The sequence below is a fragment of the Achromobacter sp. 10T422 genome, from assembly GCF_056394065.1.
In genome coordinates, this window is record NZ_JBFTHD010000011.1 from 40048 (window position 1) to 65675 (window position 25628).

Below are 25628 nucleotides of genomic sequence, written 5' to 3' on the forward strand. Positions count from 1 at the left end.
TCGCCAGCGTCAGGCGGCCAACAATCCCACGACGACGGCGGGCGTCACCAGGACGTTGAACAGCCCCGCCATCACCATCACCAGGCCCGCCACCGCGCCCTCGTCGGCCGCGAGTTCGCGGGCCTTTGCTGTGCCGGCGCCGTGTGCGCCCATGCCAAACAAGGCGCCGCGCGCCAGCGCCGAACGCAGCGGCAACCAGCGCCGCATCAACTGGCCGATGGCCGCGCCGAACACACCCGTCACGATCACGAACACGGCGGTCAGGTCGGGCACGCCGCCCACATGGGACGACACCGCCAGCGCGAACGGCGTGGCGACTGAACGCGGCAATAAGCTCAGGCGCAAGCCGGGCGGCAAATCCAGCAAGCTGCCCAGCATCCAGGCGCTGACGCCCGCAATCAAACTACCCACCGCCACGCCCGCCACCAGCACCGGCCAGTAGCGCCGGATCAGCGCGCGCTGCTCGTACAGCGGCAGCGCAAACGCCACGATCACGGGCCCCAGCATGGCCATCAGCCAATGCGAGCCAGACATGTAGTCGCGGTATCCGGTGTGCAGCGCAATCGCCAAGCCCAGCAGCAAGGCCGGCGCTACGACCAGCGTCGACGTCCACCAGTACGCATAGCGGCGATAAAACAGGCGCGCGCACACGTAGGCCAGCACCGTCGCCAGCGGCCAGAACACCAGGTTGAATTCAAACGGCACGGCGGTTCATCCAGCGATAGCAAAGGTCGATCGTCAACGCCGTGCCGGTCATGACCAAGGCGGTGCCAAGCAGGATGACGGCCAGCAGCTTCAAGCCCAGCACCCCCAGGAATTCGCGGTGGTCCAACAGCGACATCACGGCCGGCACAAAGAACAGCAGCATCTCGCCCAGCAGCCAGCTCGCGCCGCGATGGACGTTGCGCACGCGCAGCCGGCGGGTGGCCAGCAGCAACAGCACCAGCGCCATGCCGATGACGCCGCCCGGAACGGGCAAACCCAGCGCGTCGGCCACGGCCTGGCCCAGCAAAGAAAACACGACGATCAGCGCAATTTGCAGCACGCGGCTGCGGCGCAGGGCAACGCGCAGCATGCGGACGGGAGTAAGGAGGCGACGAGGGCGAGGGCGAGACATGGAGGGGCAGACAGGTACCAGCGGCAAGCTGATGTTTTACGCCCGCCCTGCCCATAGATAAAATGAATTCGATGAATACTCCCTATTCCGGATAGGCATAGCCATGGACCTGCGCCCCTTGCGCGCCCTGGTGGAAGTGGTCCGCCAGGGCGGCTTTTCCCAGGCAGCCAAAGTGATCTACGCCACGCAGCCCACCGTCAGCAAGGCGGTTCGCCAGCTTGAAGACGAGCTGGGCATGCCGCTCCTGGATCGCCACGCACAGCCCCTGCGGCTGACCGAAGCGGGCGAAATTGTGTACCGGCGGGCGCTGACGATGCTGGCCGAACGCGATGATCTGTACGCCGAGCTGGACGAACTCAAGGGCCTGAAGCGCGGTGTGCTGCGGCTGGGGCTGCCGCCGCTTGGCAGCAGTTCGCTTTTCGCGCCGATGTTTGCGCGGTTCCGCAGCCGGTATCCGCACATCGAAATCAGCCTGGTGGAACACGGCAGCCGCCGGCTGGAAGAAATGGTGATGGCGGGTGAAATCGAATTGGCGGCCTCGTTGAAACCCGTGCCGGATCATGTGGACTGGCAGCCGGTGGCGCGCGAACCGCTGGTGGCGCTGATGCCCGCCGACCATCCGCACGCGCACGCGGCATCTGTCGGCCTGCATGAGCTGGGTGAATCGCCGTTCATCCTGTTCGAATCGGGCTTTGCGCTGAACCGCATCATCCATGAAGCCTGCCAGCGTGCGGGCTTTGCGCCCACCATCGCCGCACGCAGCGGCCAAATCGATTTCATCGTGGCGCTGGTGGCGGCCGGCTTGGGCGTGGCGTTCCTGCCGCGCATCACGGCTCGCGAAGAACTGCACGCAGGCGTGTGCCGCGTGCCCCTGCGCGACCCGGGCACGGACTGGGAAATGGTGCTGGTCTGGCGGCGCGGCGGCTATCTGTCGCACGCGGCGCAGGCGTGGCTGGCATTGACGCGCGAGGTGCATCCCGGAGTATTCTGATGCGGAACCCAGCCGGCCCGATCGGGTCATATTTTTCATGCCCGCCCTGCCCCGTCCTTCCCCTCGCAGCCTTTCCGCCCGGCGTCTCCCCATCCGCCGGCTCGTTGCCGTAGCCGTCGTCACCGCCGCCAGCGTCGTCGGCTGCTCGCACCTGGACTCCTGGCAACGCCAGACCATCTTTTCGCCCCAATCCGAACCCCAAACCTGGTGGCGCGAACCCTCCGCCGGCACCGAGGTCTACGATCTGGCGCTAGCCAACGGCGATAAGGTGCGCGCCTGGTACTGGCAAAGCCCCAAGGCCGATGCACCCACGGTGCTGTACCTGCATGGCGCGCGCTGGAACCTGAACGGCAGCGCCTTCCGCATCGACGGCTGGACCCGCATGGGTTATTCGGTGCTGGCCATCGATTACCGCGGCTTTGGCGCATCTACCCCGCGCCTGCCGTCGGAAGAAAGCGCGCTGGAAGACGCGATGGCTGGGCTGAAGGAGCTGGCCCGCCTGCAACCCGACCCGGCACGCCGCTTCGTCTACGGCCACAGCCTGGGCGGGGCGATCGCCATCGATCTGGCCGCCCGGCCCGAACAGCCGGAATTCGCGGGTTTGATCGTGGAATCCAGCTTCACCAGCATCGGCGCCATGCTCGGCACCCTGCGCTGGGGCAAGGTGCCGGGCGCCAGCCTGTTGGTGACGCAGCCATTTGCCTCCGTCGACAAGCTGGCCCAGATGCACACGCCCATGTTGTTCATGCACGGCACCGCTGACCGCGTGGTGCCGCACACCATGAGCGATGAACTATTCGCCGCCGCCCGCAACGTGGCGCCGGATCTGAAGCGGCTGGTGAAGATCGAAGGCGCGTCGCACTCGGGCGCTTTCCGCAGCGGGCCGCAATACGACGCCGCCGTGAAGACCTTCATGCAAGACGCCTCACGCGCCTACAAACGCAAGTCCGGCTAACGCTGGCGCGGCCTTCTCCCCCTGCTTGTTCTGACCGCCGGGAAAACCCGTTCTCGGGAAACTCCTATATAAAAATATCTACTAAATATATTTAACGAATATTAGACTTTGCTCCTGCTCGCCGCGCCGCTTTGGCAGCGACGGCATCTTCAGGAGAAGCCAGTTGAGTAACGTGCGTTGGCAGGGCGTATTTCCTGCCGTTACCAGTAAGTTCCATGCCGACGAAACCCTCGACTTCGAAGCGATGCGCAAGCACTTCGCCTTCCTGATCGACAACGGCGTTCACGGCTTTGTCACCTGCGGCTCGCTGGGCGAAGCCAGCACCCTGACGTTGGAAGAAAAGCTCGAGGTCACGCGCTGCGCCATCGAAGTCAGCGCCGGCCGTATTCCCGTGCTGGCCAACGTGTCCGAAACCAGCACCCGCGAAGCGCTGCGCTTCATCAAGGGCGCGGTCGAGCTGGGCGTGGACGGCTTCATGCTGATGCCATCGCTGATCTACGTGGCCGACGCGCGTGAAGCCATGCAAAGCATCCGCACCATGGCGGAAGCGGCGCAAAAGCCCTGCATGATCTACAACAACCCGGTCGCTTACCGCGTGGACCTGAAGCCCGAGCACATGGTCGAACTGGCCGACTGCCCGTGGCTTGTCGCCATCAAGGAAAGCAGCGACGACATCCGCCGCGTGACCGATCTGCGCAATGCGCTGGGCACCCGTTATCAGTTGTTCATCGGTGTGGACGACCTGTCGTTCGAAGCGCTGGCGTTGGGCGCAGACGGCCTGCTGGCAGGCCTTGTCACCGCTTTCCCGCGTGAAACCGTGGCGCTGTATGACCTGATGAAAGCCGGCAAGTGGCAAGAGGCGCTGGCGCTGTATCAGTGGTTCACGCCGCTCTTGCACCTGGATGTTTCCACCAAGCTGGTGCAGAACATCAAGCTGGCCGAAACGCTGGCCGGTGTGGGCAACGAACACGTGCGCCGTCCGCGTCTGCCGCTGGTCGGCGCCGAACGCGAGCGTTGCACCGCCATCATCCAGGCCGCCATCGCCAAGCGCCCCAAGCAATACCAATCGACGTAAGCGGCCGGCTCCGGCTGAGCCAACCGCAGCACGAACGCGTTGGCGCGCGGCTTAGCCGCCGCGCGCCAGGCCCTGTCCCACGCACGCCTATCGGACACCATGCAAAGCGACATCATCCTTCAGACACGTGGCCTGACCAAGGAATTCCGCGGATTCGTGGCAGTCAACAACGTCGACCTGAGCGTGCGGCGCGGCGCCATCCATGCGCTGATCGGCCCCAATGGCGCCGGCAAGACGACGTTCTTCAATCTGCTGACCAAGTTCCACATTCCGACGCGCGGCGAAATCCTGTACGACGGCGTGGACATCACGCAGGAGCGCCCCGCGCAAACCGCGCGCCGCGGCATCGTGCGGTCGTTCCAGATTTCGGCGGTGTTCCCCCAGCTGTCCGTGCGCGAAAACGTGCGTGTGGCCTTGCAGCGCAAACTGGGCGTGGACTATTGCTTCTGGCGATCCGAAAGCACGCTGGAAAGCCTGCATCACCGCGTTGAGGAATTGCTGGACCAGGTGGGCCTGCGCACGCATCTGGACGTGGCGGCGGGTGACCTGCCCTATGGCCGCAAACGCACCTTGGAAATCGCCACCACGCTGGCGCTGGAGCCCGAGCTGCTGCTGCTGGACGAACCCACGCAGGGCATGGGCCACGAGGACGTGGACCGCGTCAAACATCTGATCAAGCAGGTGTCGGCGGGGCGCACCATCCTGATGGTGGAACACAACATGAAAGTGGTGGCGGACATCTCCGACACCATCACCGTCTTGCAGCGAGGCGAAATCCTGGCCGAAGGCCCCTACGCGACCGTGTCCGAGAACCCGGCGGTGCGTGAAGCCTACATGGGAGCCGACGATGAATGAAGCCCTGGCCGGCGCGTCCGGCAACATGCTTGAAATCCGCAACCTGCACGCCTGGTATGGCGAATCGCACATCCTGCATGGCATCGATCTGGACGTGAAGCCCGGCGAATGCGTCACGCTGCTGGGCCGCAACGGCGCGGGCCGCAGCTCAACATTGAAATCCATCCTTGGCCTCGTCGGCCGCCGCAGCGGCTCCATCAAGGTCGAAGGCCAGGAAACGGTGGGCATGCCCACTCACAAGATCGCGCGCCGGGGCATCGGTTATTGCCCGGAAGAGCGCGGCATCTACGCGTCGCTGACCGCGGAGGAAAACCTCATGCTGCTGCCCTCGGTGGGGCCAGGCGGCATGTCGGTGGAAGAGATCTACACGATGTTCCCCAACCTGAAAGAACGTGCGCACAGCCCCGGCACGCGGCTATCAGGCGGCGAACAGCAGATGCTGGCGATGGCGCGCATCCTGCGCACCGGCGCCCGCTTGCTGTTGCTGGATGAAATCACCGAAGGCCTGGCGCCCGTCATCGTGCAATCGCTGGGCCGCGTGATCCGGCAACTGAAAGAGCGCGGCTACACCACCGTGCTGGTCGAACAGAATTTCCGCTTCGCCCAGCACCTGGCCGACCGTCATTACGTCATTGAGCACGGTCAGGTGGTAGCCGTGATAGACCGCGCCGAGGTCCAGCAATCGCAAGACAAGCTGAACGCCTTGCTCGGCATTTGAGATTTCCGCCGTACTCCTTCCGACCGCAGTCCCCCATTCCTCCACGGAGCGTAGTCAGATGAAATTGAATCGAATCGCAGCAGCGTTGTTCGTCCTGGGCTTCACCGGCGCGGTGCCTGCGGGCGCCGCGCACGCGCAAGCCAAGATCAGCGACGACGTCGTCAAGGTCGGCGTGCTGACCGACCTGTCCGGCGTGTATTCCGACCTGGCCGGCAACGGCTCGGTGATAGCCGCGCGCCTGGCCGCCGAAGAGATGGGCAACAAGGTGCTGGGCAAGCCGGTTGAAGTGATTGCCGCCGACCACCAGAACAAGCCCGACGTCGCCGCCAACCTGGCGCGTGAATGGTTCGACCAGGGCAAGGTCGACATGATCACCGACTTCCCCACCGCGTCCACCGCGCTGGCCGTGATGGAAATTGCCAAGCAGAAGAACCGCGTGACGATGCCGTCGGCGGGCTTGTCCACCGCGATCCTGGGCGAAAAATGTTCGCCGTTGAATGCGCAATGGACGACCAACACCTATGCGCTGGCAGCCGGCACGGCGCGCGCACTGGTGAAGGAAGGCAAGAAGACCTGGTACTTCATCACCGCTGACTACACCTTTGGCCACTCGCTGGAAAAGGACGCCACCGAAGTCATCCAGGAAAATGGCGGCACCGTGGTGGGCGTGTCGCGCCACCCGTTCCCGGGCAACGATTTCTCGTCGTTCCTGCTGAAGGCGCAGGCCTCGAAGGCGGACGTGATTGCGCTGGCCAACGCCGGCAACGACACCGTCAACGCCGTGAAGCAAGCCAACGAGTTCGGCATCAACAAGAAGCAGATCGTCGCGCCGCTGTTGACCTATATCTCGGACGTGCACAGCATGGGCCTGCCCAAAGCGCAGGGCATGTACCTGACCGAAGCGTTCTACTGGGACTACGACGACGCCTCGCGCGCCTGGGCCAAGAAGTTCTTCGAGAAAGCCAAGAAGATGCCAACGGCGTCGCAAGCCGGTGTGTATTCGGCCACGCTGTCCTACCTGAAGGCAATTGAATCGGCCGGCACTGACGACGCGCCCGCCGTGATGGCCAAGCTGCGCGAAATGACCATCAACGACGCCGTGATCCGCAACGGAAAGCTGCGCGCCGACGGCGCCCTGGTGCACGACATGCTGCTGTTGCAGGTGAAGACGCCCGCCGAATCCAAGGCCCCGTGGGACTACTACAACGTGAAATCCGTGCTCAAGGGCGACGAGGTATTCCCCAAGCCCCAGGCCGCCTGCCCGCTGAACAAGTCGTAAGCCCATCATGTTCGACATCTCGCTTCCCGCGCTGCTGGCCCAACTGTTGGTGGGGCTGATCAACGGCTGCTTCTACGCCATCCTGAGCATGGGCCTGGCCATCATTTTCGGCCTGCTCAACATCGTCAACTTCACGCACGGTGCGCAGTTCATGATGGCGGCGTTCCTGGCGTGGATCGGCTTCACCCAGCTGCCGCAACTGCTTGGCCCCGGCGTGCAGATCAACTTCTGGGCGGCGCTGATTCTTGCGCCGCTGGTCGTGGGCGCGGTGGGCGTCGTGATCGAAAAGACGCTGCTCAAACGGCTCTATCACCTGGACCACCTGTACGGGCTGCTGCTGACCTTCGGCATTGCACTGATGATGGAAGGCGGCTTTCGCTACTTCTACGGCATATCCGGCGTGGGGTACGAGCCGCCCGAGATCCTGCAAGGGGGTTTCGATCTGGGCTTCATGTTCCTGCCCGCGTATCGGGGCTTCGTGGTGGTGGCGTCGCTGACGCTATGCATCGCCACCTGGTATCTGTTCGAGCGCACCCGGCTGGGCGCGATGCTGCGCGCAGGCACTGAAAACCCCAAGCTGCTGCAGGCGTTTGGCGTGAACGTGCCGGTGATGATCACGCTGACCTATGGCTTCGGCGTGGCGCTGGCGGGCGTGGCGGGCGTGTTGGCCGCGCCCGTCATGCAGATCAACCCGCTGATGGGATCGAACCTGTTGAACATCGTGTTCGCAGTGGTGGTGATTGGCGGACTGGGTTCCATCATGGGCGCCATCGTCACGGGCCTGGCGCTGGGCCTGTTGGAAGGGCTGACCAAGGTGTTCTACCCGGAAGCGTCCACCGTTGTCGTGTTCATCGTGATGGCCGTTGTGCTGCTGATGCGCCCCGCGGGCCTGTTCGGCAAGGAGAAATAAGGTGTCGCGCATTCCATTTTCCATCCGCATCCTGGCCTTGCTGCTGGTGCCTGCCTTGCTGGTGCCGTTCTTTCCCCAGATCGTCTACCCCGTGTTTGTCATGAAGGTGCTGTGCTTCGCGTTGTTTGCGCTGGCCTTCAACCTGCTCACGGGCTTCACCGGCCTGGTGTCGTTCGGCCACGCGGCGTTTTTCGGCTGGGCAGGCTACGCCGCGGGCGAAATGATGATCTTGTTCGGCGCGCGCGGCCTGCCGCCCGAGATCGCCATCCTCTGCGGCGTGGCGATGGCGGCCGCCATTGGCTATGCCATCGGCTGGCTGGCCATCCGGCGCACGGGCATCTATTTCGCGATGATCACGCTGGCGCTGTCGCAGGTGGCGTACTTCATGGCGGTGCAGGTGGGCTGGACGCGCGGTGAAGACGGCATGCAGGGCATTCCGCGCGGCAAGTTCCTGGGGCTGGTGGACCTGAGCATCGACACCAACATGTATTACTTCGCGCTGGGCGTCTTCGTGCTGGGCTTTCTGTTCGTCTACCGGGTGATTCATTCGCCGTTCGGCCAGGTGCTCAAGACCATCCGGGACAACGCGCCGCGCGCGATTTCGCTAGGTTACGATACGGATCGGTGCAAGCTGCTGGCCTTTGTGCTGTCGGCCTCGGTCGCCGGTCTTGCCGGCTCGCTGAAGGCGCTGGTGCTGCAACTGGTAGCGCTGAATGATGTGTCCCTTGCTACCTCCACCGAAGTGCTGCTGATGACCCTGTTGGGCGGCATCGGCACCGTGTGGGGCCCGGTGGTCGGCGCGACGCTGGTCGTCAGCTTGCAGAACTACCTTGCCACCCTGGGCGATGTCGTCACCATCGTCATCGGGCTGATATTCGTGTTGTGCGTGTCGTTCTTCCGACGCGGGTTCGTCGGCGAATGGCTGGCCTACACGCAGTGGCGCAAAACGAAGGAAAACAATAATTGATGGCAGGAGCAGAACCCAAACGACGCGCCGCGGATGTCGCGTACGACCAGATCGAAAGCATGATCGCCACGTTGCAATTGCAGCCTGGCAGTGCGGTCGTGGAAGCGGATCTGGTGGAGAAAACCGGCCTGGGGCGCACGCCCCTGCGGGAGGCGCTGCTGCGCATGGTCGCGGCCGGCTTGATCCGCCAGGAACCCCGGCGCGGCCTGCGCGTATCGATGATCCAGCTGGCGGACCACATGGACTTGATCCAGACCCGCCGCGCGCTGGAGCAGTTGATTGCCGCCAGCGCCGCGCGCCGCGCCACGCCCGCGCAACGCACCCAGATCGTGGATTGCGCGGCTCAGATGATCCGGGCTTCCGAAGGCGGCAACCTGGACGACTACATGCATGCCGACCAGCTGCTCGACTACGTCTGCCATGAAGCCAGCCGCAATGTGTCCGCCGTGAACGCGGTGGAACCGTTGATCATTCAGTGCCGGCGCTTTTGGTACGCCTACCAGCACGAGGGCGATATTGCCGAAGGCGCCCGCCGCCACATGCTGATGGCGCAGGGCATCGCCACAGGCAACGAATCCGCGGCCATCAAGGGCGCGGATTCGTTAATGGACTACCTGGAGATGTTTACGCGCAAGGTGATTGACGCGTAGCGGCCGGTGCGACCTCTGGCGTGCCAAGGGTGGCAGCCGCAGGCGCAACGGCGTCCGCGCGGCCCCGCTTCAGCCACGCCATCACGCGAGGGCGCGAACGGTCGTAGGCCAGGTTGTACAGGAAGGCGTAGGGCAGATAGAACAGCACCAGCGCAATGTCCAGCACAAAGGCTTCCCACAGGCTGATGCTGAGCCACCACGCCGCCAGCGGAATCACGATCAGGATCAGGCCAAGTTCAAAGCCGAAGGCGTGAACGACGCGCACGCGCATCGTGCGCTTGAAGCCGAACCGGTTTTCAACGCGGTCGAAGCCGGCGTTGTAGATCATGTTCCAGACGAGCGCGATCCAGGCGATGACGGCCGTGAGGACGCCCATTTCAAACAGGGATTTGCCCATGGCCCAGGCTGCGGCAGGCGCGCACAGACCGATGGCGAGAATTTCAAACAAAAATGCGTGGAAAAAGCGTTCTTTCAGGGTTTTCTTGGCTTGCGTCATGACCCACCGAGGTCGTTTCAATAAAGTGGGAGCGATTTTCGTCGATATTTCCGGTACGATAAAGATACTATCCATCGGAAAAACCGATACCAATGCGCCACTCGCTTGAATCCTTGGCGGCCTTTGCCCAAGTGGCCTCTGAAGGCTCGTTTTCAGCTGCCGCCCGCAAGCTGGGTAAAAGCCAGTCCACCATCAGCGAAACCATCGCCAATCTGGAAGTGGACCTGAACGTGGCGCTGTTTGACCGCAGCCAGCGCCAGCCGTCATTGACCGAAGCCGGCCAGGTGTTGCTGGGTCAGGCGTTGCAGGTGCTGGCGGCCAACGACCGCTTCAACCGCAGCGCCAACCAGTTGGCCGAAGGGCTGGAGCCCCGCCTGACCGTGGTGCTGTCGGACACCTTCCAGTCAAAAACGTTTGAGAACATGCTCAGCCAGATCGACCAGCGCTACCCCGCGCTGCGCTTCGAATGCCTGATCGCCGAATACGAAGACGTGGTGGCGCTGGTGCAGCAAGGCCGCGCGCATCTGGGCCTGATGGCCGCGCAAGACACCTACCCGCCGGATGTGGGATACGCGACGCTGGCCGAGCGGTCCGAAATTGTGTTGTGCGTGGGGCGCAGCCATCCGCTGGCGGGCCGCCCGTGCGTCACCACCGATGAGCTGCGAACCGAACGCGAATTGCGCCTGAGCACTTTTGAACTCAACGACAAAGACACCGCGCCGCCGCACGCAACGTGGTCGGCGCCGGGTTATCTGATGCTGCTGGAAATGGCCAGCCTGGGATTTGGCTGGACGGAATTGCCGCGTTGGATGATCCAACGTTTCGGGCGCGACCAATTGGTCGAGCTGACGGTGCCGGGCTGGCCTCGCCACATCCGCGTAGACGCGGTGTGGTCCACCCGCCGCGCGTTGGGCCCTGCAGGCGCGTGGCTGCTGGAAAGCCTGGCTCGCGGTTAGACATTAAACGGCCGGTCCCCGTATCACCGCGCCATATCAACGCGCCATACCAACGCCCCGTATCAACGCACGATATCAACGCGCTGTGGCCGGCAAGCGCGAGATGCGCACGCCGTTGGCGCTTATCCACTCACCCAGCTTGGGGCTGGCCAGCACGTCGAACTCGGCGCGGCGCTGGCGCGACATGGGGCTGCCGTCCTTGCAATCCATGGCGGGGTGGCACATCAACAAGTCCCCGTCGCGCGCGTTGAACAGCCAGTTCTGCAACAGGTCAGCGTAACGGCGCTTGCCGCCTTCGAATCCATACACGCCCAGCAGCCGGCGATTGGTGCGCAACCCATCCTGTTGCGCCTGGCGGGCCAACGCGCCTGAACCCAAGGCGCCGATGATGCGCGCCTTGATCGATTCTTTCAGGGGGATACCGCAAAGTGCGCCCGGCGCGGTCTGGCGCAACCACGGCATGGCGTCGCCATAACGGCGCTTCAATTGCGCCAGCACCTGTTCACGGATGCCGGGCAATTGATGCACGTGTTGGTGGCCATCCACGTAATCGGGCGCGCGGCCGAATGCGGCCTCGAAGGCGTCAAACTGAAGATTCAGCTGCGCATCGATCCACGCCGGATCAAGCCGGCCGGCATAGGCGCTGAAGATCAGCTTGCGCAGCGACGGCATCGGCGCAGCATCGGCGCTGAGGTTTTCCGAGAAATTCACGTGCAGGCCAATGTCCACATTTTGCGCCGCCAGACGGCCCGCATTCTGCGCAAATGTGGGGCCCAACGACAAGCCGCTTACCGCGCTGATACGGCCCATGCCGGCCAGCGCGATCATGCCTTCATCGATATCGGCATTCATGCCAAAATCGTCACCGCAGACCACGATATGTTTGCTCATCGCTGCACCTCGCATTCCCATTTCACCACGGCACCCATGCGCGCCTTTCTTCAGCAGATCAGCCTTTTCATTGCGGTGGGTTGCGCCGCCGCCGCCACCCACTGGGCCGTTGCCGTGGGCTGTGTCGAACTGCTTGGCCTTCCACCACTGGCGGCCAACCTGGTCGGCTGGCTGATCGCCTTCGTCGTTTCTTTTGCCGGACACTACCGGCTTACCTTCAGACATTCTCAAACACCCTGGACAATAGCCGTCCGTCGTTTCTTTCTGATTTCAGCCGTGGGCTTCGCCATCAATGAATCCGCCTACGCGCTGTTGCTGCATACCACCGCCATTCCGTACGACCTGTTGCTAGCCCTGATTCTGATCGGGCTGGCGTTTGCGACCTTCATCGCTAGCCGGCTTTGGGCGTTCCGCCACAAGCCCGCTGTCTGAACGCGTCGTCAATGTCCACGCGCCACATCACGGTCTTCACACCGCTTGCTATTGGGTCCAGCCCCCGCAATGGCGCGTAAACCGGGCCGTCAGATCGGCTGCCCCAGACCCAATAGCGCGCGCCGTCCGGTGCGGCGCAGAGCCGCGAGCTGAATTCCGCGGAGCTGACCAGCAGCTCCTTGCCCAACGCCGGATCAAACGTTGCGGCATCGTAGAGTTCCTTGCGCCAGTTATCACGCACCGGCACGTCCTGATCCAGCCAGTCGTCCACCACCCACATGGGGCGCGGCGCTTGGGCGTAGAGCGCCAGGTCGAAGGGATAGGTATGCAGGGCGACAAAGGTATCGTCCGGGCGGGCGTGCTCACGCACTACCGTGGCCAGGGGCCCGGCGCTGCCTCGCGCATTGTGGGCGGCAACCCCGACGGCGACGACGCAGATCGCAGCCGCGACGCCCGCGCTAAGTTTGACCAGACGCGGCGCGGTGGCGTCGCCGCCTTCCTCGCGCCATGCGCCCAGGATGACTTCGGCCAGCAAAAACGCCAGCGGCGCCAAGGCCGGCAGCACATAGCCGACAAGCTTGGATTGCGGCACGGAAAAAAAGGCGATCACCACCGCAAACCAGACCAACGCCAAACGGCGCAAGTCTCGCGTGGCGTCGTCCTGCCAAAACACCTTGCGCATGATGCCGCCGCCCCACAGCGACCACGGCAGGCTCAAACCCGCCACGACCGGCAAGTAGAACCAGAACGGCTGCGCATTGTTGAAGCCGCTTGCCGCAAAGCGCTGAAAATGCTGATAGACGAAAAAGTAATGGTAGAAGCCCGGAAAGCGCAGCTGCATCAGCACGAACCACGGCACCGCCACGATGGCGAAGAGCAACAGCGCTGGCGGCCACATCACCGCTGCCAGACCTGCCCAACGGCGGCGCCATGCCATCCAGATCAACAGGATGACGCCGGGCAACACCAATCCGATCAAGCCCTTGGCCAACACCGCCAACGCGGCCAGCGCGGCGGCGGCCAACGACATGGCGCGATAGGGCTGCCCGCGCTCTTGCCGCAGAATGGTGTCCACCGCGGCCAGCACGCACAGCGTGATCATGCCGGCGACCAGCATGTCCAGATTTGCAAACTGCGCGCCGCCATAGAAGAACGGAATCGTGCACAGGATCAGGACGGTCAGCGTGGCCGCCGCGTGATTGCGATAGCGGCGCACAAAGGCGTACAGCGCCGCCGATGACGCCCAGGCGGCCAGCCATGACGGCAGCCGCGCCACCCAGGGATGCGCGCCGAATACCGTGAATGACAGTTCTGTCAGCCAGTAATAGAGCGGGGGTTTGTGAAAGTAAGGCATGCCGTCCAGCAACGGCACGGCGTGCGAACCGCTGCGAAGCATGTCCCACGCCACGCCTGCGTAACGGCCTTCGTCAGGCAGCGTCAACGGCCGAATCCAAGCCAGCAATGCCAGCCACACGCCAACGACAAGCAGGAATCGGCCCGCGGGCGGGGTCCATTCGAAGCGCGCCACGGACACGGGGCCGACGGCCATGCTCAGCCTGTAGCCGAGTCCGCGTTCGACGCCTTGCCTTGACGGCGGCGCACGACGTACAACGGCCGGCCCTTCACTTCATCAAAGATACGGGCGACGTATTCACCCACCACGCCCAGCGAGATCAGGTTCACGCCCGCAAAGAACAACACCGCGGTGACGATAGTCGTCCAGCCGGAAACGGGGTTGCCCGACATCAGGTAGTCACCCACCAGATAGGCCGCGTACGACATCGCCACCAATGCAAAGGCCACGCCCACCAGGCTGACCAGACGCAGAGGCCACGTCGTGAATGCCGTCAGCCCGTCCAGAGCCAGGCGGAACAATCGCATCCCGCTGAAGCGGCTATTGCCGTGCATGCGTTCGTCGGGGGTATAGGGCAGTGCTTCACCTTTGAAGCCCACCCATGCGTACAGGCCTTTCATGAAACGAGTGCGTTCGGGCAACGCGATCAGCGCGTCCACCACCTTGCGGTCCATCAGGCGGAAATCACCAGCATGCGCGGGCACATCGACGCCACGCGCGCTGCTCAGCAGCTTGTAAAACCAACGGGCGCCAGAACGCTTCAACCACGACTCATCTTCACGGGTTTCGCGCACGGCATACACCATCTCGGCGCCGGCGGCCCAGCGGGCAAGCATTTGTTCGATCAGGGCGGGAGGATGCTGCAAATCGGCGTCCAGGCAGATCACCGCGTTGCCGGTGGCCGCTTCCAGGCCAGCGCTAAGCGCCGCTTCCTTGCCGAAATTACGCGACAGCTGCACGTAGCGAAAACCCTCGTGCTGCGTCCATTCCGCCATCAGCGCCTCGGTACCGTCAGTGCTGCCATCATCGGCAACGATGATTTCCCAGCCCGTGCACAGCGCCGACAGACGCACGCGCAACAAGGGCAGCAAGACGCGCAGGTTCTCGGCCTCGTTCAGGCAGGGAATGACGCACGTCACGCAGGTGTCATACGGCACGGCCGCAACTCGAGATGACCAGAGCGACTCCAGGGGATACGCTTTGGTCAGCACTTGCTGAGGAATCGGGTCGGACCGGAATTGGATGTGCATAAGACGCTTTGATCGAAATACAGGACGCTATGCCGAGCAGTATGCGCAGCGCCTCGTCGAATTTTCATGAAATGCGGCACACGCTTGCACGCACGATGCCGCTAGAGAATTCTAGGCAGCGGCACGCTGAAAACGATGAAGCCGCGTAAACATCGCGTAAATCTGTGTCCCCGATTTGTGAAGCTGCGTAAAGCGGCGCCCTGCCCCAAACGCCGACATCGGTAAAATGCGCCCAGATTTTGTTTTCACAGGTTGTCATGCAATACCGAGTCCGCCCTATGCTGGCCAGCGACGTGGACGGCATTTTGGATGCCCAGACCCTGGCCTACCCCGACTTTCTGCTGGAAAGCGCGGCCTTCTTCCTGAACCGCCTGGCACTGGCGCCTGCTTATTGCTGGGTGGCCAGAACGCAGGACGACGACACCCTGCTGGGTTATCTGATTTCCTACCCCTGGGATGCCGGGCTGCCGCCCGCCTTGGACGTGGCGCTGACCACGTTGCCCGCGCAGGCCGACCACTGGTTCCTGCATGACTGCGCCGTGGTGCCCGCGGCGCAAGGCCTGGGCGTGGGCCAGGCGTTACTGCGGACCGCGGCGTCGGCAGCGATGGATCACGGCTTGCGTCGCGCGAGCCTCGTGTCGCTGGAATCCGCCGTGAGCTATTGGCTGCGCCAGGGTTACCACCCGGTCGCAGAACAGGGCGAGCGCTTGGCCGCCGAGCTGGCCGACAAGCTGGCGGGCTACGGTCCGCAGGCCCGCTACATGGGCCGGGCCATTCCGCTTTAACCCCTTCAATTACGCGGCTCCCGCCACGCGGGAGCACGCGCGTTGCCCCGTCCCTATACATTGCGGCCTGCGTGGCCGTAAGATAGGCGCACATTTCGAATGATGTGGCGGCAACGGTTCCGATAGTCTGAATTGCGGCGCCCTGTCTGGGGCGCGAAGGCCCATATGATTTCGCTTTCGCCCGTTCAATCCCTGCTGGCTTGCTGCCTGGTACTCGTCGTTGGACGCGTGCTGACCACCAAGATCGGTATCCTGGCCCGCTACAGCATTCCCGACCCCATCGTGGGCGGCCTGCTATTCGCCGTCATTGCGTATCTGCTGTCGAACTGGGGCGGCGTCTCGGTCTCGCTGGAGACCAGCATCCGGCCCACGCTGCTGCTACTGTTCTTCGGCAGCATCGGGCTTACCGCCAACCTGAAGCTGCTTGCCAAAGGCGGCCCGCGCCTGATCGCATTCCTGCTGGCGCTGATTCCCTTCCTTGTCTTGCAGAATGCCGTGGGTCTGGGCATGGCCTGGCTGCTGGACATGCATCCGCTCATGGGCTTGCTGGGGGGCACGATCACCTTGGTGGGCGGACACGGCACCGGTGCGGCCTATGCCACGCGCTTTGCCGACTTCAACAATATTCAGGATGTGATGGCGCTGGCGATGACGTCCGCCACGCTGGGGCTGGTGCTGGGCGGCGTTGTCGGAGGCCCGGTGGCCGAATGGCTGATGCGCCGGCACAAGCTCGCCGGCAGCCTGGACCATCAAGCCCAGGCGGCGCAATCGGGGCAAGCCCCCGCCGCCCTGGCAGAGGAAGCTGCGCCGTCCACCGCCGGCTCGTACATCGTGTCGCTGACGGCGGCGTTCGTGTGCCTGGTGTTCGGCGGTTATCTTGCGATGCTGGTTGAAGACGCGCCTGTCAGCCTGCCGAACTTCCTGTGGTGCCTGGCCACCGGCGTGATCATCCGCAATGGCGGTGCGCGCCTGGGGCTGAAACTGGATGACCGCGCAACCGAGATCATCGGCACGATTTCACTGTCGCTATTCCTGGGCATGACGATGATGACGCTGGACTTATCCAGCGTTGCCCGCCTGGCAGGTCCGCTGGCGCTGATGCTTGTCGTGCAGACCTTGTTCTGCGCGCTGTACGCAGCTTGGGTGGTGTTCCGCATTCTCAAGAGCGATTACGAAGCGGCCATCATGTCGGCGGCATTCTGCGGCTTCGGCCTGGGCGCAACCGCCACCGCGATTGCCAACATGCAGGCGCTGACACGCCGGCACGGTCCCGCGCCGGAAGCGTTCATCGTGGTGCCGGTCACGGGCGCATTCCTCGTCGACATCCTGAACGTGATCGTGCTGACGTCCTTGATCTCCTTGCCGTTCGTGGGAGGGATGTGAGCATGGTCCACTTCAAACGCTATCTGCTGATTGCGCTGTGCCTGCTGCTGGCCGCCTGCGGCCGCGCACCAGACACGGATGCGTTGCGCGCCGATGTCGAGCGCGTGCTTGCCTCCACTTACGGCGACGGCCTGTTCCGCATCACCGAACTCAAACGCATGGGCTCGGCGTCCGACAGCACCGCGCCCGCTGGCGAAACCCGCCGCGTGGTCTATTACGACGTCGAGCTGGGCGTGGGCCGGGATATCGCGTTGGGCGCCTGGGACCAGCCGGGTGCGGCGTCGCTGGTGACCTTGCTGGGCGCAGGCCCGCGCAGCATCAGTGGCGTGAAGTCTGGCGGCAATCAGGCGGGTGACCGTATCGTTGCGCACGCCAGCGCCATCTACCGGCAGGAAGGCGATGACTGGAAGCTGGTGACGCCGGCCGGCTTCAAGGCGGCCGAAGCCCCCTCGCTGGATACCGGTGCCCCCCCGCCCGTCACCAAGCGGCTGCTGGACACGCTGGATCAGATCACCCATTCGGTCGCCTACAGCGCCTCCAGCACCGCGCAACACGTGGTGCAGCAGGAGCTGGAGCGCTCGGTGGCGCGTATCAATGGCCGGCTGGCCCGATTGCAACAGGGCTACCCGCTGGCGGGCGGACCGGACCGCGGCGAGTACTTGGCCTTTGCCCGCGCATTGAGCGCGGTGGCGCGCACCCATCAGATCCGTGTGGCGCCATTGATTACCAGCGGCGGCGCCGAGAATATTGCGCTGCTGCGTAGCGGCGACGCCGTGGTCGGGCTGGCCCAAGGCGACACCGCGCGCATGGCTTACGAAGGCCGTGGCCCGTTCGCGTCGGAAGGCCCGTTCACCGGGCTGCGTGCTCTGGGCAGCCTGTATCCCGAACTTGTCCACGTCGTCGTGCGCGACGATCCGGCGCTGCGCACCATCCGCGACCTGAAGGGCAAGACCATTGCGCTGGGGCCGGAAGGGTCCGCCGTGCGCGCCACGCTGGAAAACGTGCTGGCGGCCCATGGCCTGCAAGCAGGGCGCGACTACAAGATCGCGGACACGCCCTTCGCGGCGTCGCTGCCAGCCTTGCAAGCGGGCACGGTGGATGCCGCCGCGCAGGTCATCGGCGTACCCGCCACGCCCCTGCGCGACGCGCTGACCCAGGCGAAATTGAAGCTGCTGCCGCTGGACCCGGCCGCCATCAAATCGCTGACGAAGGCCGATGCCGACCTGATGCCGCTGGAAATTGCGGCGGGCACGTATCCGAATCAACCGGAACCGATTCCCACCATCGGCACCGCGGCGCTGCTGCTGACCACGGCCAACCTGACCCGCGACGAAGCGCTGATGGTGGTGCGCGCCGTCTACCAGACCGGCCAGGACCTGCTGGCTGCCGGCTCGACGCAAGGCGCGCAGGTCTCGGTGACCAATGCCCGGCGTGGGCTGACCGTGCCGTTGCACGACGGCGCCGAGGAAGGTTTGGCCGCGCTGGAGCACGCCAAACCGAGTTGATGCCGGATGCGCTTATGATTGCGCTCCTAATCAGGAATTCCCATGAATAAATTTGATCTCCAAAAGAACCAGGCCCTGAAGCTGGCCAGCCAGTTGAAGCAGTCCTCCACGCCCGACCGCTTCGGCACCGCCTCGCAAGCCCCCGACCGCCGCGAACAGCGCAAGCTGGATCAAGCCGCCGGCCTGGTGCCGTTTCCGCTGAAAGTGTCGCAAGCCCATGCTGACAAGCTGCGCGCCCTGGCCGCCGAACGCGGTGTGTCCACCAACGACATCGTGGCCGAGCTGCTGCAGAAGTCGCTGGGCGAATAAGCGCAATGCACATCTGGGTCGATGCCGACGCCTGCCCCGGGGTCATTAAAGACATCCTGTTTCGCGCCTCGCAGCGCTGGCAGGTACCGCTGACCCTGGTCGCCAACCAGATGCTCTTCACGCCGCCTTCCCCGCTCATCCGCGCTGTGCAGGTGCCACGCGGCTTTGATGTCGCCGATGCGCATATCGTCGAGCGCGCGGAGCCGGGCGATCTCGTGATCACTGGCGATATTCCGCTGGCGGCTGAAGTGCTGGAAAAAGGCGCGATGGCGCTCAACCCGCGCGGCGAACGTTATTCGCCAGAGACCATCCGGGAACGGCTGGCGGTGCGGGACATGATGGAAGAATTGCGCGCAAGCGGCGTGGACACGGGCGGCCCGCCGTCATTCAGCCAGGCCGACCGCAAGGCGTTCGCCAATCAGCTGGACTCGCTGCTCGCGCGGCTCAATAAAAAGTGATGTAGGCCTTGTACAGGATGGTGCCGAGGGCCGTAATCAGGCCCACGCCCATCAGGCCCATCCCCAGATTGCGGTCTCGCAGCCCGAAACCGACCAGCATCAGCGCCACGCCCGTGACGACAATGATCAACATGGTATTGGTGTGGGCATCCATGGAGGTCTCCTGTTGGCCATTCTTTTGGCCATTCTTTTGGCCACGCACTGTCTTCGTTATCACCATGATAGGCAGGGTGATCGTCCAATGACATGCGCTGCGACGCAATCGCGAAAGCTCGGTTTGCGCCACATCAAGAGATGAGCCCGCGATGACCCCGAGATGATCCCGCGATGACCCCGGAATCAATCCGAAGAAGGCTCCGGAAAACAAAAAAGCCAACCGATTAAGGTTGGCTTGATTGCTTTGCACCCCCGGTGCGGCTTGTCGACAACCCATGGCGCTCGTTTCAGTTCATTCATACAACCCGTGCTCTTTCGAACACGCTTATACAAACTTAACTTCACTACACCTGCGTTGTCTTCCAAGGGTCTTTGGTGGGTGGTACAAGTTTCGAACTTGTGACCCCTGCCGTGTGAAGGCAGTGCTCTACCACTGAGCTAACCACCCTGAAAGAGGCGAAATAATAGCATGTTTTTTAAAACGTGCGCAAGTCGCCTTAGAAAATTATTTATGCCGCCGCGACCGGCGCATCCATCTTGCGCCACACGCACTCGCCGCCCACCGATTTGTCCAACGCCGCCAGATAGGTTTCGTGCTCGGCGAGCTCGGCGTCGCTGGCCTTCAGCACCACCAGGCCCGACGCATCGAACTTGGCCAGCACTATGCCATTGCTGCCTGCGCCATCGTTGTCGTCCACATCGATCAGCAGCGCGTCTTGCCCGCGCGTCATGGCCAGCCAGACTTCCGCCAGCAACTGCGAGTCAAGCAATGCGCCGTGCAACGTACGGTGCGCATTGGAAATCCCGAAGCGGTCGCACAGCGCGTCCAGCGAATTGCGCTTGCCCGGGAACAGCGAACGGGCGTGCAGCAGCGAATCAGTGACCGTCTCGCAGTAGTCGGTGATCGGGCCGCGGCCCGTCTTCGCCAATTCGGCGTTGAAGAACTTCACGTCGAACGCGGCATTGTGCGCGATGAGTTCCGCGCCCTGGATGAACTTGACGAATTCGTCCGCCACATCAGCGAAGCGGGGCTTGTCGGACAGGAATTCCGTCGTCAGCCCGTGCACCGCCAAGGCCTCGGGGTCGCTGTCTCGGTCCGGGTTCAGGTAGATGTGCAGGTTGTTGCCCGTGGACATCCGGTTGACCATTTCCACACAACCGATCTCAACGATGCGATGACCCTGGGCAGGGTCCAGTCCGGTGGTTTCCGTGTCAAAGATGATCTGGCGCATGACTTATTCCGACGCTGCATTGGCCGAAGCCGGCGGCGTGTGGGCGCCCGGCGGGTGGGCCGGGGGATGCTCTGCGCTGCCGGCATGGCCGGGTTTCTTGCGTGCGGTGGCAATCAGCGTGTAGGCCACCGGCACGACGAACAAGGTCAGTAGTGTACCCAGCATCAGCCCGCCGACCAGAACCCAGCCGATCTGCTGGCGAGATTCCGCCCCCGCGCCCGTGGAGAGCGCCAGCGGCACCGTGCCCAGCACCATGGCGCCCGTCGTCATCAGAATCGGGCGCAGGCGCAGCACGCTGGCCTCGGTGACGGCGGCGAACAGCTCACGGCCCTCGTCGCGCAATTGATTCGTGAATTCCACGATCAGAATGCCGTGCTTGGTGATCAGCCCCACCAGCGTGATGAGCCCGATCTGGCTATAGATGGACAGCGTGCCGCCCGTGAGCCACAGCGCCAGCAGCGCGCCCGTCATGGACAGCGGCACGGACAGCATGATGATGAACGGGTTGCGCCAGCTTTCGAACTGCGCGGCCAGCACCAGGTAGATGAAGGCCAGCGCCATGCCGAAAACCAGATAGATGCTGCCGGATGAATCGCGGAATTCGCGCGACTGCCCGTCCAGGTCGGTAATGATGGTGTTGGGCAAGACATCACGCGCCACCTGATGCATGTGCGTCAGCACTTCACCCAGCGCGTAGCCCGGCGCAACGGCGGCGTCGATCTTCACTGCGCGCAGGCGGTTGAAGTGGTTCAGCGACTGCGGCGACACGCCTTCATGCACGCCCAGCAGGTTATCCAGCTGCACCATGCTGCCATCACGCGCCCGCACGTAGATGCCCGAAATATCGGTGGGGTTGGCGCGGTCGCGCGGCGTCACCTGCACGATCACGTCGTACTGCTCCCCCTCGTCCTTGTAGCGCGTGACCTGACGGCCGCCCAGCATCGACTCCAGCGTGCGGCCCACGGTATCCACATTGGCGCCCACGTCGGCCATCTTGTCGCGGTCCACCCGCACGCGCAGCTCAGGCGTGTTCAAGCGCAGGTCCGTGTCCAGGTTGAGCAAGCCGGGATATTTGCGCAGCTCGGTCAGGAATACTTCGGTCAGGCGCGACAGTTCCGCATACGACGCCTGGCTCATGATGATGAATTCCACCGGCTTGGATCGCGCAGACTGCCCCAGCGACGGCGGGTTCGTCGGGAAGGCGCGCACGCCTGGCAGCGACGCAAATTGCGGCTGGAGTTGCTGGGTGATGGCCTGCTGCTTGCGGTCGCGTTCTTCCCACGGCTTCAAGCGCAGGATGGCGGTGCCGTCCGTCACGGTCGGAAAACCCACCGTGACCTGGCTGCCGCTGGCTTCCGGAATTTGCGAATAGAACTTTTCGATGCCCAGCATGCTGTCCAGCGTGTAGTTCAAGGTGGCGCCTTCGGGCGAGCTGACAATGCCGAACACCACACCGCGGTCTTCGATAGGCGCCAGTTCGCTCTTGACCACCTTGAACAGCACGCCGCTGCCGGCCGCCACGGCCAGGCCGATCACCACCACCAGCCAGCGATGGCGCAACGACGCGCCCAGCAGGCGGCGGTAGCCGTTGCTCAGTGCATTGAGCCAGCCTTCGATCAGGTTGTACCAGCGGCTATGGCTGCTTTCATGGCGCAGCAGCACGGAACACATCATGGGCGTCAGCGTCAGCGCCACAAAGCCCGACACCAACACCGCGCCCGCCAGCGCCAGCGCAAATTCGATGAACAGCCGCCCCGTGCGCCCGGTGGCAAACGCCAGCGGGGCGTACACGGTGACAAGCGTCATCGTCATGGCGACCACCGCAAAGCCGATTTCCTTGGAGCCGCGCAGCGCCGCTTCCTTGCGCGGCATGCCCTCTTCGATGTGCCGGTAGATGTTCTCCAGCACCACGATGGCGTCATCCACCACCAGGCCAATGGCAAGCACCATCGCCAGCAGGGTCAACGTGTTGATCGAAAAACCGAAGAAGTACATCAGCGCACACGCGCCCACCAGCGACACCGGAATCGTGACGATGGGGATGATGCTGGCGCGCAGGTTGCGCAGGAAAAAGAAGATCACCAGCACCACCAGAATGATGGCTTCGCCGATGGTGTGGAAGACGGAATCAATGGAGCGTTCGATGAACACCGACGAGTCATAGGCAATGGTCAGCTTCATGCCGGCCGGCAGCGTCTCGTTCAAGCGCTCGACTTCCTGGCGCGCGGCCTTCGACAATTCCAGCGGGTTGGCGGTGGACTGCCGGGTCACGCCGATGTTGATGGCGGGCTTGCCGTTAAAGCGCGACAGCACGCGGTCGCTGGCGGCGGCGATTTCCACTTTGGACACGTCACGCAGCCGGACCGGATAGCCCTTCACGTTGGCCACGATCACGTCTTCGAATTGCGCGGGCGTTTGCAGGTCGGTGGATGACACCACCGAAAATTCCCGAGCGCGCGATTCAATGCGGCCCGCCGGAATTTCCACGTTCTGGCTGCGCAGCGCCGCTTCCACGTCCTGCACGGTCAGGCCGTAAGCGGCCAGCTTGTCGCGGTCGACATAGATGCGCATGGACGGCAGGCGTTCACCAAACACGCGGACTTCTGCCGCGCCCGGCAACACGGACAACCGGGTCTTGATGTAGCGGTTGATGTAGTCAGACGTCTGGATGGCCGAGAACGATCCCGATTCCACCGCGATGTAGATGATGGGCTGGGAATCGGCTTCGACCTTGCCGATGATGGGCTCGTCGATTTCGTCGGGCAGGAAACGCCGGGCGCGCGAAACCTTGTCGCGCACTTCGGCCGCCGCCGCGTCCGGGTTGCGCGACAGGTTGAACTTGATGTTGATCAGGCTGCGTTCGGAACGGCTGCGGGACGTCATCACGTCCACGCCCTCGATGCCCGCCAGCTGGTCTTCCAGCGGCTTGGTCACCTGGGACTCGATCACCTCGGGCGAGGCGCCCTTGTAAGTGGTGTCCACCGACACGATGGGCTCGTCGATCTTCGGATATTCGCGCACCGTCAGCCGCGAGTACGAGATCAGGCCGATCAGCACGATGATCAGCGATAGCACCGACGCAAACACCGGCCGCTTGATGCAAGTTTCCGAGATACGCATTGCGTCACCGCCAAGAAAAAATGTGAGCCGGCCTCACGTGCCGCTGCCGACGACGTTCACGGCCGCGCCGTCCGTCACGCGCTGTATGCCCGCCACCACGAGCTGATCGCCCGCCGCCACGCCGGTCAAGATTTCGACGCGGCCTTCACGGCGTTCGCCGATGGTCACTTCGCGCCGTTCGGCGCGGCCATCCTTGACCCGGTACACGTACTGGGTCTCGCCCGAGGGCGACAACGCCGCTTCCGGCACCACCAGCGCCTTGTCCTGATTGAACAGCAATTGCACGCGCGCGAACATGCCCGGACGCAGCACCGAATCCTTGTTGTCGACGGTGGCGCGCAGCAAAATCGAGCGGCCGCCCGCATCCACCAGCGGGCTGACGGCGTAAACAAGGCCCTGGCGTTCCTGGCCCGGCAGCGCGTCCAGACGCAGCGTCAGCTGCTGGCCAACGCCCACCTTGCTCAAATACATTTCCGGCACGCGGAAGTCCACTTTCAGCGGGTCGATGGCTTCCAACGGCGCCAGGTCCTGCCCTTGGTTCACGTAGTCGCCCACGGACACGCTGCGCAGCCCGGCGATGCCGCCGAACGGCGCCGAAATCGTCATCTTGTCCAGCCGCGCCTGCGCCAGCGCCACGGCGGCTTCCTGAACTTTCAGCGTGCTGGCGGATTCGTCGCGGGCCTGCTGGCTGACGAACCCTTTGCCCTGCAATTCCACGGCGCGCCGGTAATGGCTCTGCGCCAGCGTCAGGTTGGCGCGCGCCTGTGCGAGTTCGGCGCGCGGCACGGAGTCGTCCAGCCGGATCAGGGTCTGGCCGCGGGTAACCGGCTGGCCTTCCTTGAATTCAATCGACTGGATGCGGCCCGCCACTTCCGGGCGCAACACGACGGACTCGTCGGAACGCAGGCTGCCCACGGCCGACAGGCCGCGCGCAAACGGAATTTCTTTGACGGAAGCCACTTCGACCCGGACGGGAGCGGCGGGGGTGACCTGGGTTTTGGCGGCAGTTTGGGCAGGAGCTGCCCCGGGCGCGAGCCATCGCGGCACAAAAACGCCCAATGCGGCCCCCGCGGCCAACCCGGCCGCAACGGCGGCCAGCAGTACAGCTTTTTTCATGCGCGAATGTGGCGGTGATGCGGCGCGGACCGGATTTCCCCACTAGGACGACGCCGCAGGAACTGGAATGAGGGATGGCACTGTAGCACCCGAATTTACATACTGGAACAATCCAGAAGCCGGATGAAAGAACTAAATCCGCCCCTCAAGGCGGATTTCAGGGTATATCCCGATGCCGTCAGGCCCGCCGGGCCACTTCCACGCCCATATTGGCCAACTGATCCGCGCGTTCGTTGCCGGGGTCGCCGGTATGCCCGCGCACCCAGCGCCAGGACACCTGATGACGCTGGACTTGATCGTCCAGCGCTTGCCAAAGCTCGGCATTCTTGACCGGCTTTTTATCGGCCGTCATCCAGCCGCGGCGCTTCCAGTTCGCCAGCCATTCCATCATGCCCTTCATGACGTACTGGGAGTCGGTGTGGATGGTGACGACGCAGGGGCGTTTCAACGCGCGCAGGCCTTCGATAACCGCCAGCAGCTCCATGCGGTTGTTGGTGGTCTGGAGTTCGCCGCCGTGCAGGGTTTTCTCGTGGCCGCCGGCACGCAGCAGCACGCCCCAACCGCCCGGACCCGGGTTGCCCTTGCAGGCCCCGTCGGTCCACATTTCCACTTTCTGGTCGTTCGGTTTGTTGTCCTGCATGGTGCTGCTTTGTAATCCTTGTTCGTGC

General features: G+C 63.8%; 27 protein-coding genes and 1 tRNA gene. 16 read left to right on the plus strand and 12 right to left on the minus strand.

All coding sequences use genetic code 11. The features are described from left to right. Window positions 1-9 precede the first annotated feature (9 nt). On the minus strand, window positions 10-705 hold the full coding sequence (locus AC1DB0_RS26355; RefSeq protein WP_175171628.1) for an LrgB family protein: 696 nt from the start codon (window positions 703-705) through the stop codon (window positions 10-12). Continuing rightward, complete coding sequence (locus tag AC1DB0_RS26360) at window positions 695-1117, minus strand: CidA/LrgA family protein (RefSeq protein ID WP_342067448.1); 423 nt, start codon at window positions 1115-1117, stop codon at window positions 695-697. The genes AC1DB0_RS26355 and AC1DB0_RS26360 overlap by 11 nt, the downstream gene beginning before the upstream one ends. Window positions 1118-1220: 103 nt before the next feature. Between AC1DB0_RS26360 and AC1DB0_RS26365 the strand changes: the two genes are divergently transcribed. The 9 genes from AC1DB0_RS26365 to AC1DB0_RS26405 all read left to right on the plus strand — a co-directional run bounded on the left by AC1DB0_RS26365 (window position 1221) and on the right by AC1DB0_RS26405 (window position 9517). Next, window positions 1221-2108, plus strand: a complete 888-nt coding sequence (locus AC1DB0_RS26365) for a LysR family transcriptional regulator (RefSeq protein ID WP_054427336.1) — start codon at window positions 1221-1223, stop codon at window positions 2106-2108. A 37-nt stretch (window positions 2109-2145) separates the two neighbouring features. Next, complete coding sequence (locus tag AC1DB0_RS26370; RefSeq protein WP_342067449.1) at window positions 2146-3063, plus strand: alpha/beta hydrolase; 918 nt, start codon at window positions 2146-2148, stop codon at window positions 3061-3063. Window positions 3064-3226: 163 nt separating this feature from the next. Continuing rightward, window positions 3227-4138 (plus strand): dihydrodipicolinate synthase family protein, encoded by a 912-nt coding sequence (locus AC1DB0_RS26375; protein WP_054427334.1) that lies wholly within the window; start codon window positions 3227-3229, stop codon window positions 4136-4138. A 99-nt stretch (window positions 4139-4237) separates the two neighbouring features. Then, the gene (locus AC1DB0_RS26380) at window positions 4238-4993 is read left to right on the plus strand and encodes an ABC transporter ATP-binding protein (protein ID WP_054427379.1); all 756 of its coding nucleotides are present in this window, start codon (window positions 4238-4240) and stop codon (window positions 4991-4993) included. Further along, a complete protein-coding gene (locus AC1DB0_RS26385) occupies window positions 4986-5711 on the plus strand; it encodes an ABC transporter ATP-binding protein (protein WP_054427333.1) in 726 nt (241 codons plus the stop codon). The genes AC1DB0_RS26380 and AC1DB0_RS26385 overlap by 8 nt, the downstream gene beginning before the upstream one ends. Before the next feature lie 58 nt (window positions 5712-5769). Next, window positions 5770-6990 carry an ABC transporter substrate-binding protein gene (locus AC1DB0_RS26390; RefSeq protein ID WP_454668262.1) on the plus strand — a complete coding sequence of 407 codons (1221 nt, stop codon included), beginning with the start codon at window positions 5770-5772 and terminating at the stop codon, window positions 6988-6990. A gap of 7 nt (window positions 6991-6997) precedes the next feature. Further along, complete coding sequence (locus AC1DB0_RS26395; RefSeq protein WP_054427331.1) at window positions 6998-7900, plus strand: branched-chain amino acid ABC transporter permease; 903 nt, start codon at window positions 6998-7000, stop codon at window positions 7898-7900. Window position 7901: 1 nt separating this feature from the next. Beyond that, window positions 7902-8867 (plus strand): branched-chain amino acid ABC transporter permease, encoded by a 966-nt coding sequence (locus AC1DB0_RS26400; protein WP_476758286.1) that lies wholly within the window; start codon window positions 7902-7904, stop codon window positions 8865-8867. Next, on the plus strand, window positions 8867-9517 hold the full coding sequence (locus tag AC1DB0_RS26405; protein ID WP_054427329.1) for a GntR family transcriptional regulator: 651 nt from the start codon (window positions 8867-8869) through the stop codon (window positions 9515-9517). The genes AC1DB0_RS26400 and AC1DB0_RS26405 overlap by 1 nt, the downstream gene beginning before the upstream one ends. On the opposite strand, the gene AC1DB0_RS26410 is transcribed toward AC1DB0_RS26405, so the two are convergent. Further along, the gene (locus AC1DB0_RS26410; RefSeq protein WP_054427328.1) at window positions 9492-10013 is read right to left on the minus strand and encodes a multidrug/biocide efflux PACE transporter; all 522 of its coding nucleotides are present in this window, start codon (window positions 10011-10013) and stop codon (window positions 9492-9494) included. The genes AC1DB0_RS26405 and AC1DB0_RS26410 overlap by 26 nt on opposite strands. Window positions 10014-10105: 92 nt before the next feature. Between AC1DB0_RS26410 and AC1DB0_RS26415 the strand changes: the two genes are divergently transcribed. After that, window positions 10106-10969, plus strand: a complete 864-nt coding sequence (locus AC1DB0_RS26415; protein WP_054427327.1) for a LysR family transcriptional regulator — start codon at window positions 10106-10108, stop codon at window positions 10967-10969. A 75-nt stretch (window positions 10970-11044) separates the two neighbouring features. On the opposite strand, the gene AC1DB0_RS26420 is transcribed toward AC1DB0_RS26415, so the two are convergent. Further along, complete coding sequence (locus AC1DB0_RS26420) at window positions 11045-11860, minus strand: ChbG/HpnK family deacetylase (RefSeq protein WP_054427378.1); 816 nt, start codon at window positions 11858-11860, stop codon at window positions 11045-11047. A 36-nt stretch (window positions 11861-11896) separates the two neighbouring features. Here AC1DB0_RS26420 and AC1DB0_RS26425 point away from each other — a divergent pair, with 36 nt between their 5' ends. Beyond that, complete coding sequence (locus AC1DB0_RS26425; RefSeq protein WP_441372305.1) at window positions 11897-12292, plus strand: GtrA family protein; 396 nt, start codon at window positions 11897-11899, stop codon at window positions 12290-12292. Here the strand turns inward: AC1DB0_RS26425 and AC1DB0_RS26430 are convergent. Both AC1DB0_RS26430 and AC1DB0_RS26435 read right to left on the minus strand, forming a co-directional pair. Next, window positions 12252-13841, minus strand: coding sequence for an ArnT family glycosyltransferase (locus tag AC1DB0_RS26430; RefSeq protein WP_476758287.1), 1590 nt, complete (start codon window positions 13839-13841; stop codon window positions 12252-12254). The two genes, AC1DB0_RS26425 and AC1DB0_RS26430, sit on opposite strands and share 41 nt — an antisense overlap. 2 nt (window positions 13842-13843) lie before the next feature. Further along, window positions 13844-14896: a glycosyltransferase family 2 protein gene (locus tag AC1DB0_RS26435; RefSeq protein WP_054427325.1), complete on the minus strand. Its 1053-nt coding sequence runs from the start codon at window positions 14894-14896 to the stop codon at window positions 13844-13846. Between the two features lie 278 nt (window positions 14897-15174). Between AC1DB0_RS26435 and AC1DB0_RS26440 the strand changes: the two genes are divergently transcribed. The 5 genes from AC1DB0_RS26440 (at window position 15175) to AC1DB0_RS26460 (ending at window position 19336) form a co-directional block, all read left to right on the plus strand. Continuing rightward, window positions 15175-15681, plus strand: a complete 507-nt coding sequence (locus tag AC1DB0_RS26440; RefSeq protein WP_476758288.1) for a GNAT family N-acetyltransferase — start codon at window positions 15175-15177, stop codon at window positions 15679-15681. A 165-nt stretch (window positions 15682-15846) separates the two neighbouring features. Further along, entirely contained in the window at window positions 15847-17064 is a 1218-nt protein-coding gene (gene gltS, locus AC1DB0_RS26445) for a sodium/glutamate symporter (protein WP_427944997.1), read from the plus strand. Window positions 17065-17066: 2 nt separating this feature from the next. Next, window positions 17067-18569 carry a TAXI family TRAP transporter solute-binding subunit gene (locus AC1DB0_RS26450; protein WP_476758289.1) on the plus strand — a complete coding sequence of 501 codons (1503 nt, stop codon included), beginning with the start codon at window positions 17067-17069 and terminating at the stop codon, window positions 18567-18569. 42 nt (window positions 18570-18611) lie between these two features. After that, window positions 18612-18878 carry a hypothetical protein gene (locus AC1DB0_RS26455; protein WP_054427321.1) on the plus strand — a complete coding sequence of 89 codons (267 nt, stop codon included), beginning with the start codon at window positions 18612-18614 and terminating at the stop codon, window positions 18876-18878. Between the two features lie 5 nt (window positions 18879-18883). Beyond that, window positions 18884-19336 carry a YaiI/YqxD family protein gene (locus tag AC1DB0_RS26460; protein ID WP_175171639.1) on the plus strand — a complete coding sequence of 151 codons (453 nt, stop codon included), beginning with the start codon at window positions 18884-18886 and terminating at the stop codon, window positions 19334-19336. On the opposite strand, the gene AC1DB0_RS26465 is transcribed toward AC1DB0_RS26460, so the two are convergent. From AC1DB0_RS26465 to rnhA, 6 genes are all read right to left on the minus strand, one after another. Then, entirely contained in the window at window positions 19323-19490 is a 168-nt protein-coding gene (locus AC1DB0_RS26465) for a hypothetical protein (protein WP_175171640.1), read from the minus strand. The genes AC1DB0_RS26460 and AC1DB0_RS26465 overlap by 14 nt on opposite strands. A gap of 375 nt (window positions 19491-19865) precedes the next feature. Next, window positions 19866-19940, minus strand: a tRNA-Val gene (locus AC1DB0_RS26470). Between the two features lie 61 nt (window positions 19941-20001). Continuing rightward, window positions 20002-20724, minus strand: coding sequence for a DNA polymerase III subunit epsilon (gene dnaQ / locus AC1DB0_RS26475; protein WP_054427318.1), 723 nt, complete (start codon window positions 20722-20724; stop codon window positions 20002-20004). A 3-nt stretch (window positions 20725-20727) separates the two neighbouring features. Next, complete coding sequence (locus AC1DB0_RS26480; RefSeq protein ID WP_054427317.1) at window positions 20728-23844, minus strand: efflux RND transporter permease subunit; 3117 nt, start codon at window positions 23842-23844, stop codon at window positions 20728-20730. 33 nt (window positions 23845-23877) lie between these two features. After that, window positions 23878-24960 (minus strand): efflux RND transporter periplasmic adaptor subunit, encoded by a 1083-nt coding sequence (locus tag AC1DB0_RS26485; protein WP_054427316.1) that lies wholly within the window; start codon window positions 24958-24960, stop codon window positions 23878-23880. 178 nt (window positions 24961-25138) lie between these two features. After that, complete coding sequence (rnhA, locus tag AC1DB0_RS26490; protein WP_054427315.1) at window positions 25139-25600, minus strand: ribonuclease HI; 462 nt, start codon at window positions 25598-25600, stop codon at window positions 25139-25141. Between the last annotated feature and the right edge of the window lie 28 nt (window positions 25601-25628).

Excerpts from the sequence above, each read along its gene's own strand:
- AC1DB0_RS26360 (WP_342067448.1), bottom strand. The coding sequence starts at position 1,117 with ATGTCTCGCCCTCGCCCTCGTCGCCTCCTTACTCCCGTCCGCATGCTG.
- AC1DB0_RS26365 (WP_054427336.1), top strand. The coding sequence starts at position 1,221 with ATGGACCTGCGCCCCTTGCGCGCCCTGGTGGAAGTGGTCCGCCAGGGC.
- AC1DB0_RS26370 (WP_342067449.1), top strand. The coding sequence starts at position 2,146 with ATGCCCGCCCTGCCCCGTCCTTCCCCTCGCAGCCTTTCCGCCCGGCGT.
- AC1DB0_RS26380 (WP_054427379.1), top strand. The coding sequence starts at position 4,238 with ATGCAAAGCGACATCATCCTTCAGACACGTGGCCTGACCAAGGAATTC.
- AC1DB0_RS26385 (WP_054427333.1), top strand. The coding sequence starts at position 4,986 with ATGAATGAAGCCCTGGCCGGCGCGTCCGGCAACATGCTTGAAATCCGC.
- AC1DB0_RS26390 (WP_454668262.1), top strand. The coding sequence starts at position 5,770 with ATGAAATTGAATCGAATCGCAGCAGCGTTGTTCGTCCTGGGCTTCACC.
- AC1DB0_RS26395 (WP_054427331.1), top strand. The coding sequence starts at position 6,998 with ATGTTCGACATCTCGCTTCCCGCGCTGCTGGCCCAACTGTTGGTGGGG.
- AC1DB0_RS26405 (WP_054427329.1), top strand. The coding sequence starts at position 8,867 with ATGGCAGGAGCAGAACCCAAACGACGCGCCGCGGATGTCGCGTACGAC.
- AC1DB0_RS26410 (WP_054427328.1), bottom strand. The coding sequence starts at position 10,013 with ATGACGCAAGCCAAGAAAACCCTGAAAGAACGCTTTTTCCACGCATTT.
- AC1DB0_RS26415 (WP_054427327.1), top strand. The coding sequence starts at position 10,106 with ATGCGCCACTCGCTTGAATCCTTGGCGGCCTTTGCCCAAGTGGCCTCT.
- AC1DB0_RS26420 (WP_054427378.1), bottom strand. The coding sequence starts at position 11,860 with ATGAGCAAACATATCGTGGTCTGCGGTGACGATTTTGGCATGAATGCC.
- AC1DB0_RS26425 (WP_441372305.1), top strand. The coding sequence starts at position 11,897 with ATGCGCGCCTTTCTTCAGCAGATCAGCCTTTTCATTGCGGTGGGTTGC.
- AC1DB0_RS26430 (WP_476758287.1), bottom strand. The coding sequence starts at position 13,841 with ATGGCCGTCGGCCCCGTGTCCGTGGCGCGCTTCGAATGGACCCCGCCC.
- AC1DB0_RS26435 (WP_054427325.1), bottom strand. The coding sequence starts at position 14,896 with ATGCACATCCAATTCCGGTCCGACCCGATTCCTCAGCAAGTGCTGACC.
- AC1DB0_RS26440 (WP_476758288.1), top strand. The coding sequence starts at position 15,175 with ATGCTGGCCAGCGACGTGGACGGCATTTTGGATGCCCAGACCCTGGCC.
- gltS (WP_427944997.1), top strand. The coding sequence starts at position 15,847 with ATGATTTCGCTTTCGCCCGTTCAATCCCTGCTGGCTTGCTGCCTGGTA.
- AC1DB0_RS26450 (WP_476758289.1), top strand. The coding sequence starts at position 17,067 with ATGGTCCACTTCAAACGCTATCTGCTGATTGCGCTGTGCCTGCTGCTG.
- AC1DB0_RS26455 (WP_054427321.1), top strand. The coding sequence starts at position 18,612 with ATGAATAAATTTGATCTCCAAAAGAACCAGGCCCTGAAGCTGGCCAGC.
- AC1DB0_RS26460 (WP_175171639.1), top strand. The coding sequence starts at position 18,884 with ATGCACATCTGGGTCGATGCCGACGCCTGCCCCGGGGTCATTAAAGAC.
- AC1DB0_RS26465 (WP_175171640.1), bottom strand. The coding sequence starts at position 19,490 with ATGGATGCCCACACCAATACCATGTTGATCATTGTCGTCACGGGCGTG.
- dnaQ (WP_054427318.1), bottom strand. The coding sequence starts at position 20,724 with ATGCGCCAGATCATCTTTGACACGGAAACCACCGGACTGGACCCTGCC.
- AC1DB0_RS26480 (WP_054427317.1), bottom strand. The coding sequence starts at position 23,844 with ATGCGTATCTCGGAAACTTGCATCAAGCGGCCGGTGTTTGCGTCGGTG.
- AC1DB0_RS26485 (WP_054427316.1), bottom strand. The coding sequence starts at position 24,960 with ATGAAAAAAGCTGTACTGCTGGCCGCCGTTGCGGCCGGGTTGGCCGCG.
- rnhA (WP_054427315.1), bottom strand. The coding sequence starts at position 25,600 with ATGCAGGACAACAAACCGAACGACCAGAAAGTGGAAATGTGGACCGAC.